At 69.2% G+C, this 12920-nt stretch carries 12 protein-coding genes; 9 read left to right on the top strand and 3 right to left on the bottom strand.

Annotated features, from left to right (window positions below):
* The first annotated feature begins 33 nt into the window (after positions 1-33).
* The 9 genes from ABT160_RS06495 to ABT160_RS06535 all read left to right on the top strand — a co-directional run bounded on the left by ABT160_RS06495 (position 34) and on the right by ABT160_RS06535 (position 9819).
* Positions 34-963 (top strand): ABC transporter permease, encoded by a 930-nt coding sequence (locus ABT160_RS06495; protein WP_351644332.1) that lies wholly within the window; start codon positions 34-36, stop codon positions 961-963.
* On the top strand, positions 956-1909 hold the full coding sequence (locus ABT160_RS06500; protein WP_351644335.1) for an ABC transporter permease: 954 nt from the start codon (positions 956-958) through the stop codon (positions 1907-1909). Before ABT160_RS06495 ends, ABT160_RS06500 begins: the two co-directional genes overlap by 8 nt.
* Positions 1910-1920: 11 nt before the next feature.
* Positions 1921-2979 carry an ABC transporter ATP-binding protein gene (locus ABT160_RS06505; RefSeq protein ID WP_351644337.1) on the top strand — a complete coding sequence of 353 codons (1059 nt, stop codon included), beginning with the start codon at positions 1921-1923 and terminating at the stop codon, positions 2977-2979.
* Complete coding sequence (locus ABT160_RS06510) at positions 2972-4120, top strand: ABC transporter ATP-binding protein (protein WP_351644340.1); 1149 nt, start codon at positions 2972-2974, stop codon at positions 4118-4120. The genes ABT160_RS06505 and ABT160_RS06510 overlap by 8 nt, the downstream gene beginning before the upstream one ends.
* 151 nt (positions 4121-4271) lie before the next feature.
* Positions 4272-5900 carry a peptide ABC transporter substrate-binding protein gene (locus tag ABT160_RS06515; protein WP_351644342.1) on the top strand — a complete coding sequence of 543 codons (1629 nt, stop codon included), beginning with the start codon at positions 4272-4274 and terminating at the stop codon, positions 5898-5900.
* 28 nt (positions 5901-5928) lie between these two features.
* On the top strand, positions 5929-6852 hold the full coding sequence (locus ABT160_RS06520) for an ABC transporter permease (RefSeq protein WP_351644345.1): 924 nt from the start codon (positions 5929-5931) through the stop codon (positions 6850-6852).
* Positions 6845-7816, top strand: a complete 972-nt coding sequence (locus tag ABT160_RS06525) for an ABC transporter permease (RefSeq protein WP_351644348.1) — start codon at positions 6845-6847, stop codon at positions 7814-7816. Before ABT160_RS06520 ends, ABT160_RS06525 begins: the two co-directional genes overlap by 8 nt.
* Positions 7817-7829: 13 nt before the next feature.
* Positions 7830-8804, top strand: coding sequence for an ABC transporter ATP-binding protein (locus ABT160_RS06530; protein ID WP_351644350.1), 975 nt, complete (start codon positions 7830-7832; stop codon positions 8802-8804).
* Positions 8797-9819 (top strand): ABC transporter ATP-binding protein, encoded by a 1023-nt coding sequence (locus ABT160_RS06535; RefSeq protein WP_502984169.1) that lies wholly within the window; start codon positions 8797-8799, stop codon positions 9817-9819. The genes ABT160_RS06530 and ABT160_RS06535 overlap by 8 nt, the downstream gene beginning before the upstream one ends.
* A gap of 7 nt (positions 9820-9826) precedes the next feature.
* On the opposite strand, the gene ABT160_RS06540 is transcribed toward ABT160_RS06535, so the two are convergent.
* Genes ABT160_RS06540 through ABT160_RS06550 form a run of 3 tightly spaced genes read right to left on the bottom strand, consistent with a single transcriptional unit; the run spans position 9827 to position 12887 of the window.
* The gene (locus ABT160_RS06540; RefSeq protein ID WP_351644353.1) at positions 9827-10849 is read right to left on the bottom strand and encodes an ABC transporter ATP-binding protein; all 1023 of its coding nucleotides are present in this window, start codon (positions 10847-10849) and stop codon (positions 9827-9829) included.
* On the bottom strand, positions 10846-11901 hold the full coding sequence (locus tag ABT160_RS06545; RefSeq protein ID WP_351644356.1) for an ABC transporter ATP-binding protein: 1056 nt from the start codon (positions 11899-11901) through the stop codon (positions 10846-10848). Before ABT160_RS06545 ends, ABT160_RS06540 begins: the two co-directional genes overlap by 4 nt.
* Before the next feature lie 8 nt (positions 11902-11909).
* A complete protein-coding gene (locus tag ABT160_RS06550; RefSeq protein WP_351644358.1) occupies positions 11910-12887 on the bottom strand; it encodes an ABC transporter permease in 978 nt (325 codons plus the stop codon).
* Positions 12888-12920 lie beyond the last annotated feature (33 nt).

The following is a 12920-nucleotide window of genomic DNA, read 5'->3' on the forward strand; positions in this document are numbered from 1 at the left end:
CCCCCGGCTGCAGTTATCCACTCGGAGGCAACAATGGGGCGTTATGTCGTTCGGCGACTGCTCCAGATGATCCCGGTCTTCCTCGGGTCAACCCTGCTGGTCTTCTCCATGATGTACGCGCTGCCCGGCGACCCCGTGCGCGCGCTCGCCGGAGAACAGACCGTCGACCCCGCGCAGATCGCCCAGATGAAGAAGGACCTGGGACTCGATCTGCCGCTCTGGCACCAGTACCTGAACTATCTGGGCAACCTGTTCCAGGGTGACTTCGGCACCCAGATCGCCAGCGGTCGTCCGGTCGCGGACATCATCGCGGAAGCGTTCCCGATCACGGTCCGCCTCGCCCTGTTCGCCTTCACCTTCACGGTGCTCGTCGGTATCTCCATCGGCGTCTTCGCCGGTCTGAAGGCCGACACCCTGCGGGACCGGGCGCTGCTCGTCCTCACGCTGCTGCTCATCTCGGTCCCCTCCTTCGTACTCGGCTTCCTCGGCCAGTACTTCTTCGCCTTCCAGCTCGGCTGGGTCGAACCGAACGTCAGCCCCGAGGGCAACTGGGACGAGTTGTTCCTGCCCGCGGTGGTGCTCGGATCACTCTCACTCGCGTACGTGGCACGACTGACGCGTACCTCGGTCGCCGAGAACCTGCGCTCGGACTACATGCGCACCGCGGTCGCCAAGGGCCTGCCCCGCCGCCGCATCGTGGGCGTCCACCTGCTGCGCAACTCGATGATCCCGGTCGTGACCTTCCTCGGCACCGACCTCGGCGCGCTCTTCGGCGGCGCCGTCGTGACCGAGGGCATCTTCAACGTCAAGGGTGTCGGCTTCAACGTCTTCGACGCGCTCAAGCACCGCGAGGGCGCCACGGTCGTCGGCATCGTCACCCTGATCGTGATCGTGTACCTGGTCACCAGCCTGCTCGTCGACCTGCTCTACGCGGTCCTGGACCCGAGGATTCGCTATGCCTGAGGCAGTCAAGTCCACCCCCGAGGTCATCAAGGACCACCCGTCCCCGGACGTCCCGGCCGGGCTGCCCGCGGCCAAGCCCGAGAAGCCGCGCAGCCTGTGGACCGACGCCTGGCACGACCTGCGTCGCAACCCGCTGTTCATCGTCTCCGCGGTGCTGATCGTCGTCCTGCTGGTCATGGCGATCGCCCCGGGCCTCTTCACCGGCGCCGACCCGCGCCACGCGGACCTCGCCAAGCACTACCTCCAGCACCCGAAGTGGGGGAACGTCTTCTCCGAGGACTGGTTCGGCTACGACATCCAGGGCCGCTCGATCTACGCGCGTGTCATCTACGGCGCCCGCGCCTCGATCTCCGTCGCCGTCGTCGTGACCGTGCTGGTCACCGTCCTCGGCACGATCGTCGGCATGCTGGCCGGTTACTTCGGCGGCTGGATCGACACGCTCCTGTCGCGCGTCACCGACATCTTCTTCGGCGTCCCCTTCATCCTCGGCGCGATGGTGGTCCTCACCTCGTTCACCGAGCGCAGCCTGTGGGTCGTCATCCTCGCCCTGGCCTTCCTGGGCTGGACCCAGATCGCCCGTGTCGCCCGCGGCTCGGTGATCACCGTCAAGCAGGCCGACTACGTGATGGCGGCGCGCGCACTGGGCGCCTCCACCACCCGGATCCTGCTGCGGCACATCCTGCCCAACGCCATCGCCCCGGTGATCGTCGTCGCCACGATCGCGCTCGGCGGCTACATCTCGGCCGAGGCCACGCTGTCCTTCCTGGGCATCGGCCTCGCCGAGCCGACCGTCTCGTGGGGCGTCGACATCTCGTCCGGCCAGGAGCAGCTGCGCAACGCGCCGTACGTCCTGGTCATCCCGTCGGTGATGGTGTCGATCACGGTCCTGGCGTTCATCATGCTCGGCGATGCGGTGCGCAACGCCCTTGACCCGAAGCTGCGCTGAGGAGGGCGTACGTGACCATCATCGAAGAGACCGCAGGCGTCCCGGCGCCCCGCTCGAACGGCTCGCAGTCCACGCCTCTGCTCGAGGTCCGCGACCTGCACGTCGAGTTCCACACCCGTGACGGTGTCGCCAAGGCCGTCAACGGCGTCAACTACTCGCTGAACGCGGGCGAGACGCTGGCCGTGCTCGGCGAGTCCGGCTCCGGCAAGTCCGTCACCGCACAGGCGATCATGGGCATCCTCGACATGCCGCCCGGCCGCATCCCCAAGGGAGAGATCTTCTTCCAGGGGCAGGACATGCTGAAGATGTCCGCCGACGAGCGCCGCAAGATCCGCGGCCGGAAGATCGCGATGATCTTCCAGGACGCGCTGTCGTCGCTCAACCCGGTGCTCAGCGTGGGCTACCAGCTCGGCGAGATGTTCCGGGTGCACCAGGGCCTGTCCAAGAAGGACGCCAAGGCCAAGGCCATCGAGCTGATGGACAAGGTCAAGATCCCGGCCGCCAAGGCCCGGGTCAACGACTACCCCCACCAGTTCTCCGGCGGCATGCGCCAGCGCATCATGATCGCCATGGCGCTGGCCCTGGAGCCGGACCTGATCATCGCGGACGAGCCGACCACCGCGCTCGACGTGACCGTCCAGGCCCAGGTGATGGACCTGCTGGCGGAGCTGCAGCGCGAGTACAACATGGGCCTGATCCTGATCACCCACGACCTCGGCGTGGTCGCCGACGTCGCGGACAAGATCGCCGTGATGTACGCGGGCCGCATCGTGGAGAACGCGCCGGTGCACGAGCTCTACAAGCGCCCCGCGCACCCGTACACCCGGGGTCTGCTCGACTCGATCCCGCGCCTGGACCAGAAGGGCCAGGAGCTGTACGCGATCAAGGGCCTGCCCCCCAACCTGCTCAAGATCCCGTCGGGCTGCGCCTTCAACCCGCGCTGCCCGAAGGCGCAGGACATCTGCCGTACGGAGGTGCCGGCCCTGGTGCCCGTCACCGAGCGGGACGGCAGCGACCTGCCCGGCCGCGGCAGCGCGTGCCACTTCTGGAAGGAGACGATCCATGGCTGAGCCCAGCAAGAACGACGGGGCCGTGGACGCGACGCCGAACGTCACCGAGGTGGAGACCGTCGAGGTCTCCAGCGAGACCCAGGCGGTCGCGGCGATCGAGGCCCCGGTGGAGCGCGGCGAGCCGATCCTCCAGGTGCGCAACCTGGTCAAGCACTTCCCGCTGACCCAGGGCATCCTCTTCAAGAAGCACGTCGGCGCGGTCAAGGCCGTGGACGGCATCTCCTTCGACCTGTACCAGGGCGAGACCCTGGGCATCGTGGGCGAGTCCGGCTGCGGCAAGTCGACCGTCGCCAAGCTGCTGATGATGCTGGAGAACGCCACCTCCGGCGAGGTCTTCTACAAGGGCCAGGACATCACCAAGCTGTCCGGCCGCGCCCTGAAGGCCGTGCGCCGCAACATCCAGATGGTGTTCCAGGACCCGTACACCTCGCTGAACCCGCGCATGACGGTCGGCGACATCATCGGGGAGACCTTCGACATCCACCCCGAGGTGGCCCCGAAGGGCGACCGCCGGCGCCGGGTGCAGGAGCTCCTGGACGTGGTGGGCCTGAACCCGGAGTACATCAACCGCTACCCGCACCAGTTCTCCGGCGGCCAGCGCCAGCGCATCGGCATCGCGCGCGGCCTCGCGCTCAACCCGGAGATCATCATCTGCGACGAGCCGGTCTCCGCGCTCGACGTGTCGGTGCAGGCGCAGGTCATCAACCTGATGGAGAAGCTGCAGGACGAGTTCAACCTGTCCTACATCTTCATCGCGCACGACCTGTCGATCGTCCGGCACATCTCGGACCGGGTCGGCGTGATGTACCTCGGCAAGATGGCCGAGATCGGCACGGACACCCAGATCTACGACCACCCGACGCACCCCTACACCCAGGCGCTGCTGTCGGCGGTCCCGGTGCCCGACCCGGCGGCCCGCGAGGGCCGCGAGCGGATCATCCTCACCGGTGACGTCCCGTCGCCGGCGAACCCGCCGTCCGGCTGCCGCTTCCGCACGCGCTGCTGGAAGGCGCAGGACAAGTGCGCCACCGAGGTGCCGCTGCTGGCGATCCCCGAGCGCTTCCAGGGGGCCGAGACCCCCGCGGCGCACGAGTCGGCGTGCCACTTCGCCGAGGAGAAGGACGTCGTCCACGCGGCGTAGCCGACCCTCCGTACACGACGGACCCCCCGGAAGCCCGCTCGGGCATCCGGGGGGTCCGTCGTCTTCGTACGGACGCGGTGAACGTGCAGCCCGGGCGTTATGGGGTGATATTTGGGCCTAAGTGAGATCTGGTACCCACGGGAGGCACTCCATGCGCGGAGCCACGCACGCCAAGTGGACCGCTTGCGCAGCGGTCGTCGTACTCGCCGCGACGGCCTGCGGTGGCGGGGGCGACAGCGGCGGCAGCGGCGCCGACGGCATCGTGAGCTCCTCCTGGGGCGACCCGCAGAACCCGCTGGAGCCGGCGAACACCAACGAGGTCCAGGGCGGCAAGGTCCTCGACATGATCTTCCGGGGCCTGAAGCGGTACGACCCCAAGACCGGCGAGGCCAAGGACATGCTCGCCGAGAAGATCGACACCACCGACTCCACGAACTTCACCGTCAAGATCAAGGACGGCTGGACCTTCTCCAACGGCGAGAAGGTCACCTCGAAGTCCTTCGTGGACGCCTGGAACTACGGCGCGCACCTGAAGAACAACCAGAAGAACGCCTACTTCTTCGGCTACATCGAGGGCTACGACAAGGTCCACCCCGAGTCCGGCACCCCCACCGCCGAGACCATGAGCGGCCTGAAGGTCGTCGACCCGCTGACCTTCACGGTCAAGCTGAACCAGAAGTTCTCGACCTTCCCCGAGACCCTGGGCTACGCCGCGTTCGCCCCGCTGCCCGAGTCCTTCTTCAAGGACCACGCCGCCTGGCTGTCCAAGCCCGTCGGCAACGGCCCGTACAGCGTCGACGCGTACACCAAGGGCTCGCAGATGCAGCTCAAGAAGTGGGCCGACTACAAGGGCGACGACAAGGCGCAGAACGGCGGCGTGACCCTCAAGGTCTACACCGACAACAACACCGCCTACACCGACCTGACCGCCGGCAACCTGGACCTGGTCGACGACGTCCCGGCCTCGCAGCTGAAGAACGTCAAGAACGACCTGGGCGACCGGTACATCAACACCCCGGCCGGCATCATCCAGACCCTCGGCATCCCCTTCTACGACCAGGGCTGGCAGGGCGAGAACGGCGCCAAGGTCCGCAAGGGCCTGTCCATGGCGATCAACCGCCAGCAGATCACCGACACGATCTTCCAGAAGACCCGCACCCCCGCCAAGGACTGGACCTCGCCGGTGCTCGGCGCGGAGGGCGGCTACAAGGACACGCTCTGCGGCGACGCGTGCACCTTCAACCCGGCGGAGGCCAAGAAGCTGGTCGCCGAGGGCGGCGGCATCCCGGGCGGCCAGCTGAAGGTCTCGTACAACGCGGACACCGGCTCGCACAAGGAGTGGGTCGACGCCGTCTGCAACTCGATCAACAACGCGCTCGACAACGACAAGGCCTGCGTCGGCAACCCGGTCGGCACCTTCGCCGACTTCCGCAACCAGATCGGGCAGCACAAGATGCCCGGGCCGTTCCGCACCGGCTGGCAGATGGACTACCCGCTGATCCAGAACTTCCTGCAGCCGCTGTACTACACCAACGCGTCCTCCAACGACGGCCAGTTCAGCAACCCGCAGTTCGACAAGCTGGTCGACCAGGCCAACGCCGAGCCGGACACCAAGAAGGCCGTGGAGCTCTTCCAGCAGGCCGAGGAGGTCGTACGGGACCAGATGGCCGCGATCCCGCTCTGGTACCAGAACGGCAGCGCCGGCTACTCCTCGCGGGTGTCGAACGTGTCGCTGAACCCCTTCAGCGTGCCGGTCTACAACGAGATCAAGGTCAGCTGAGACCGGACGCCGGAAGGGGAGTGCCGCCATGGGGCGATATGTGGTCCGGCGCCTGTTGCAGATGATCCCGGTCTTCATCGGCACCACGCTGCTGATCTTCCTGATGGTCAACGTGATGGGCGACCCCATCGCGGGGCTGTGCGGCGACCGCCAGTGCGACCCCGCGCTGGCCGCCAAGCTGACCTCGGACTTCGGCCTCGACAAGCCCGTGTGGCAGCAGTACCTGACCTACATGGGCCACGTCTTCACCGGGGACTTCGGCACCGCGTTCAACGGTCAGAAGGTCACCGAGCTGATGTCGACGGCCTTCCCGGTGACCATCCGGCTCACCCTGGTGGCGATCTTCTTCGAGATCGTCATCGGCATCACCCTCGGCGTGCTCACCGGGCTGCGCCGCGGCAAGCCGATCGACACCACGGTGCTGATGCTGACCCTGGTCGTCATCGCGGTGCCCACCTTCGTCACCGGACTCCTCGCCCAGCTGCTGCTGGGCGTGGAGTGGGGCGTCATCAAGCCCGCCGTCTCGCCCGAGGCGCCGGTGAACGAGCTGATCGTGCCCGGCCTGGTGCTCGCCTCGGTCTCGCTCGCGTACGTCACCCGGCTCACCCGCACCTCGATCGCCGAGAACGCCCGCGCCGACTACGTCCGCACCGCCGTCGCCAAGGGCCTGCCCCGGCGCCGGATCATCTCCCGCCACCTACTGCGCAACTCGCTCATCCCGGTGGTCACCTTCATCGGCACCGACGTCGGCGCCCTGATGGGCGGGGCGATCGTCACCGAGCGGATCTTCAACATCCACGGCGTCGGCTACCAGCTCTACCAGGGCATCCTGCGGCAGAACAGCCAGACCGTGGTCGGCTTCGTGACCGTGCTGGTGCTGGTCTTCCTCGTCGCCAACCTGCTCGTGGACCTTCTGTACGCCGTACTCGACCCGAGGATCCGCTATGCCTGAGAACAACGAGGGCGCGATCGCAGCGACCGGGGCCGGCGGTGCGATGGACCTGGCCGCCAGCGAGGCGGGCAGCGTGGCCGGTGCGCCCGGCGGCCCCGGCGGCACCGGCCCCGCGAACAAGCCGCGCTCGCTGTGGTCCGACGCCTGGCGCGACCTGCGGCGCAACCCGGTCTTCATCATCTCCGCGCTGGTCATCCTGTTCCTGGTCGTCATCTCGATCTGGCCGTCGCTGATCGCGTCGGGCAACCCGCTCAAGTGCGACCTGGGCAAGGCGCAGCAGGGCTCCCAGCCCGGCCACCCCTTCGGCTTCGACGGCCAGGGCTGCGACGTCTACACCCGCACCGTCTACGGGGCCCGCACCTCGGTCCTGGTGGGCGTCCTGACCACGCTGGGCGTCGCGGTGCTCGGCTCGGTGCTCGGCGGTCTGGCCGGCTTCTTCGGCGGCGGCTGGGACGCCCTGCTGTCGCGGATCACCGACATCTTCTTCGGCATCCCGGTCGTCCTCGGCGGCCTGGTCTTCCTCTCCGTGGTCACCTCCTCCACGGTCTGGCCGGTGATCGCCTTCATGGTGCTGCTCGGCTGGCCGCAGATCGCCCGCATCGCGCGCGGCTCGGTGATCACCGCCAAGCAGAACGACTACGTCTCCGCGGCCCGGGCGCTGGGCGCCTCCAACTCCCGGATGCTGCTGCGGCACATCGCGCCCAACGCGCTGGCCCCGGTGATCGTCGTCGCCACCATCGCGCTCGGCACGTACATCGCGCTGGAGGCCACCCTGTCCTTCCTCGGCGTCGGCCTGAAGCCGCCGACGGTCTCCTGGGGCATCGACATCTCGGCGGCCGCCCAGTACATCCGCAACGCCCCGCACATGCTGCTCTGGCCGGCCGGCGCGCTGGCCCTCACCGTGCTCGCGTTCATCATGCTCGGCGACGCGGTGCGCGACGCCCTCGACCCCAAGCTGCGCTGAGGAGTTGGACGTCATGCTGCTCGAAGTGCGGGACCTCCAGGTGGAGTTCAGGACACGGGACGGGGTCGCCAAGGCCGTCAACGGGGTCAACTACTCGGTGGACGCGGGCGAGACGCTGGCCGTGCTCGGCGAGTCCGGCTCGGGGAAGTCGGTGACCGCGCAGGCGGTCATGGGCATCCTCGACGTGCCGCCGGGACGGATCGCGGGCGGCGAGATCCTCTTCCAGGGCCAGGACCTGCTGAAGCTCAAGGAGGAGGAGCGCCGGAAGATCCGCGGCGCGAAGATGGCGATGATCTTCCAGGACGCGCTGTCCTCGCTCAACCCCGTGCTCAGCGTGGGGGAGCAGCTCGGCGAGATGTTCGTGGTGCACCGGGGCATGTCCAGGAAGGACGCCAGGGCCAAGGCGATCGAGCTGATGGACGAGGTGCGCATCCCGGCGGCCAAGGAGCGGGTGGGGCAGTACCCGCACCAGTTCTCCGGCGGCATGCGCCAGCGCATCATGATCGCCATGGCGATGGCCCTGGAGCCGGACCTGATCATCGCGGACGAGCCGACCACCGCCCTGGACGTCACCGTCCAGGCCCAGGTGATGGACCTGCTCGCCGAGCTCCAGGCCCGGCACAACATGGGCCTGATCCTGATCACCCACGACCTGGGCGTGGTCGCCGACGTCGCGGACAAGATCGCGGTGATGTACGCGGGCCGGATCGTGGAGTCCGCCCCGGTGCACGAGATCTACAAGAACCCCGCCCACCCCTACACCCGGGGCCTGCTCGACTCGATCCCGCGCCTGGACCAGAAGGGGCAGGAGCTGTACGCGATCAAGGGCCTGCCGCCCAACCTGCTGGCCATCCCCTCGGGGTGCGCCTTCAACCCGCGCTGCCCGATGGCCCGCGACGTGTGCCGCACGGACGTGCCGCCGCTCGCCGAGGTGGCCCCCGGCCGCCGGAGCGCCTGCCACTTCTGGAAGGAGTGCCTCGATGGCTGAGCCGATCCTCGAAGTGCGCGACCTGGTCAAGCACTTCCCGCTGACCCAGGGCATCCTGTTCAAGAAGCAGGTGGGCGCGGTCAAGGCCGTCGACGGGGTGTCCTTCGGACTCGGGGCGGGCGAGACGCTGGGCATCGTGGGCGAGTCCGGCTGCGGCAAGTCGACCGTCGCCAAGATGCTGGTCAACCTGGAGAGCCCGACGTCCGGGGAGATCCGGTACAAGGGCGAGGACATCACCAAGCTGTCCGGCCGGGCCCTGAAGGCGGTGCGCCGCAACATCCAGATGGTGTTCCAGGACCCGTACACCTCGCTGAACCCGCGGATGACGGTCGGCGACATCATCGGGGAGCCGTACGAGATCCACCCCGAGGTCGCCCCCAAGGGCTCGCGCCGTCGCAAGGTGCAGGACCTGCTGGACGTGGTCGGGCTCAACCCCGAGTACATCAACCGCTACCCGCACCAGTTCTCCGGCGGCCAGCGCCAGCGCATCGGCATCGCGCGCGGCCTCGCGCTCCAGCCGGAGATCATCGTGGCGGACGAGCCGGTCTCGGCCCTGGACGTCTCGGTGCAGGCCCAGGTGGTGAACCTGCTGGAGCGGCTGCAGGACGAGTTCTCGCTCTCGTACGTCTTCATCGCGCACGACCTGTCCATCGTGCGGCACATCTCCGACCGGGTCGGGGTCATGTACCTGGGCCGGCTCGTGGAGATCGGCACGGACGCCGAGATCTACGACCACCCGACGCACCCCTACACCCAGGCGCTGCTGTCGGCGGTGCCGGTGCCCGACCCGGCGGCCCGTGAGCGCCGGGAGCGGATCATCCTGAGCGGCGACGTGCCGTCCCCGGCGAACCCGCCCTCCGGCTGCCGCTTCCGCACCCGCTGCTGGAAGGCGAAGGAGCGCTGCGAGCTGGAGGTGCCGCTGCTGGCGGTCCCGGCGGAGCTGCGGCTCGCCGACACGCCCGCGGCGCACGAGTCGGCGTGCCACTTCGCCGAGGAGAAGCACGTGGTGCCCTAGGGGTGCCTCAGGGGGCGGGGTCGGCCTTGACCGTCCCCGCCTCCGGGTGGTGGCAGGCCGTCAGGTGGTCCGCCGCATTGCCCTCGATGCGCACCAGCGGCGGCTCCTGCGCGGCGCACAGGTCCGTGGCCTTCCAGCAGCGGGTGCGGAAGCGGCAGCCCGAGGGCGGGTCCACCGGGGACGGCACGTCGCCGTGCAGCCGGATGCGCTCGCGGCCCTCGGCGTCCTCGGCGGCGTCCACGGTCGCCTCCGGGACCGCCGAGAGCAGCGCGTGGGTGTACGGGTGGCGGGGGCGCCGGTAGATCGCCTCGCGGCCGCCCACCTCCACCACCTTGCCCAGGTACATCACCGCGATCCGCTGCGAGAAGTGCCGCACCACGGCCAGGTCGTGGGCGATGAACAGGAACGCGATGCCCAGCTCCCGCTGGAGCTCCTGGAGCAGGTTCACCACCTGCGCCTGGATCGACACGTCCAGCGCCGAGACCGGCTCGTCGGCCACGATCAGCCGGGGCTCAAGGGCCAGCGCCCGGGCCACCCCGATGCGCTGGCGCTGCCCGCCGGAGAACTCGTGCGGGAAGCGGTTGTAGTGCTCGGGGTTGAGGCCCACGGTCTCCAGCAGCTCGCGCACCCGGGCCTCGCGCCCGCCGGGCGGCTTCAGGCCGTTGATCTCCATCGGTCCCGAGATGATCGTGCCGACCGTCTGGCGCGGGTTGAGCGACGAGTAGGGGTCCTGGAAGATCATCTGGATCTCGGAGCGGATCGGCGCCAGCTCCTTGCGCCCGGCCCGGGTGATGTCGCGGCCCCGGTAGGTGATGGTCCCCGAGGTCGGTTCGAGCAGCCGGGTCAGCAGCCGCCCGGTGGTGGACTTGCCGCACCCCGACTCGCCGACCAGGCCGAAGCTCTCGCCCTCCCGCACGGTCAGGTCGACGCCGTCCACCGCCTGCACGGAGCCCACCCGGCGCCGGAAGGGGAAACCGCCCGTCACGGGGAAGTACTTGGTCAGCCCCCGGGCCGTCAGCAGTTCCGTCACCGTACGCCTCCAGGGAACCGGATCCCCCGCTTGTCCGCGGGACTCAAGTGGCAGGCCGCGCCCCGCCCTTCGGGCATCGCGGGCCGCTCCGACGCGCACCGTCCCCGCGGCACCAGGGCGGTGTGCGGGCAGCGCGGGTGGAAGGGGCAGCCGGAGGGCGGGTCGAGCAGGCTCGGCGGCGTGCCCGGGATCGGCCGCAGCGGCTCGTCCACGTCCGACTCCAGGCGCGGCATCGAGCCGAGCAGCCCCCAGGTGTACGGGTGCCGGGGGTCGCGCAGCACCTCGCGCACCGTGCCGCGCTCCACCGCCCGGCCCGCGTACATCACCAGCAGGTCGTCCGCGGTGTTGGCGACCACCCCCAGGTCGTGGGTGATCAGGATGATCGCCGAGCCGAACTCCTGCTGGAGCTCGGCCAGCAGGTCCAGGATCTGCGCCTGCACGGTCACGTCGAGCGCCGTCGTCGGCTCGTCCGCGATCAGCAGCTCGGGGTCGCAGACCAGCGCCATCGCGATCATGGCGCGCTGGCGCATCCCGCCGGAGAACTGGTGCGGGTAGTCCCGGGCGCGCAGCCCGGGCCGGGGGATGCCCACCTTGCCGAGCATCTCCACCGCCCGGTCCCACGCCGCGCGCCGGGAGGCCCCGGTGTGCTTGCGGTACGGCTCCGCGATCTGCCGCCCGATCGTGTAGTACGGCGAGAGGGCGCTCAGCGAGTCCTGGAAGATCATCGCGACCTTGCTGCCGCGCAGCCGCTCCAGGGTGCGCTCGTCGGCGCCGGTGACCTCCTGGCCGTCCAGCAGGATCTCGCCCTCGGTGCGGGAGGTCGCCGGGTCGTGCAGCCCGAGGACGGACAGGCTGGTGACGGACTTGCCGGAGCCGGACTCGCCGACGATGCCGAGGGTGCGGCCGCGCGCCAGGTCGAAGGAGAGCCCGTCGACGGCCCGTACGGTCCCGTCCTCGGTGGAGAAGCGGACCCGCAGGTCGCGCACGGACAGGAAGGCCCCGTCCCCGGCGGGCGCGGGCGCCGCCCCGTGGTCCCGGATGGCTTCGGTCAAGGCAGCTCCTAGGACAGCCGCACGCGCGGGTCGATGAAGGCGTACAGGGCGTCGACGACGATGTTGGCGAGGACGATCGCGGTGCAGCTGAAGAGCATCACGCCCATCAGCATCGGCAGGTCCTTCTCGGTCACCGACTCCACCGCGAGCCGCCCCAGGCCGTGCAGCGTGAAGGTGAACTCGGTGATCATGGCGCCGCCGAACAGGCTGCCCAGGTCGATGCCGAGGATCGTCACGATCGGGGCCAGGGCGCCCCGCCAGGCGTACCGGAAGAAGACGGCGGAGCGGCTCATCCCCTTGGCGCGGGCGGTGCGCACGTGCTCCTCGCCGAGCTGCTCGATCATCTGCGAGCGGGTCATGCGGCTGTAGTTGGCGACGAAGACGATGGACAGGATCAGCCAGGGCAGCAGCATCCCGGTGAACCAGCCCACCGGGTCCCGGGTGATCGGCACGTACGCGGGCCGGTCCAGCCAGCCGGTGGAGTCCACCAGCAGCCACAGCGCGAGGGTGCCGACGAAGTAGATCTGCATCGAGTTGGCGACCAGCGACAGGGAGCTGAACACCTTGTCGGTCAGGGTGCCCCGGCGGGCCGCCGCGAGCATCCCGATGCCGACGCCGACCACCAGGAAGACCACGGTGCCGCCGACGGCGAGGGAGAGCGTGGTGGGGTAGCGGTCGACGATGGTGTCCCACACCAGCGTCTGGTCGTTGAAGGAGTAGCCCAGGCAGGGCGCGGGGCAGTGGCCGAGGGAGAAGTCCCGGCCCGCGAAGATCCCCACCAGGTAGTGCCAGTACTGCACCGGCACCGGGTCGTCGAGGCCCAGGTTCCGGTTGATGAGCGCGATGGCCGCCGGGTCGCAGTTCTTCCCGCAGGAGAGCATCGCGGGCTGCGAGGGCAGCGCGAAGAAGAGGAAGAACGTGATGGCGCTGATCAGCAGGATGATGACGCTGGCGCCGAGCGTCCGGCGCACCAGGAATCGAAGCATGGCGGCGGGGTCTCTTCTCCGGTTCGGTCTTCC

The organism is Streptomyces sp. NPDC001941 (assembly GCF_040296945.1).
Taxonomy (GTDB): Bacteria; Actinomycetota; Actinomycetes; order Streptomycetales; family Streptomycetaceae; genus Streptomyces.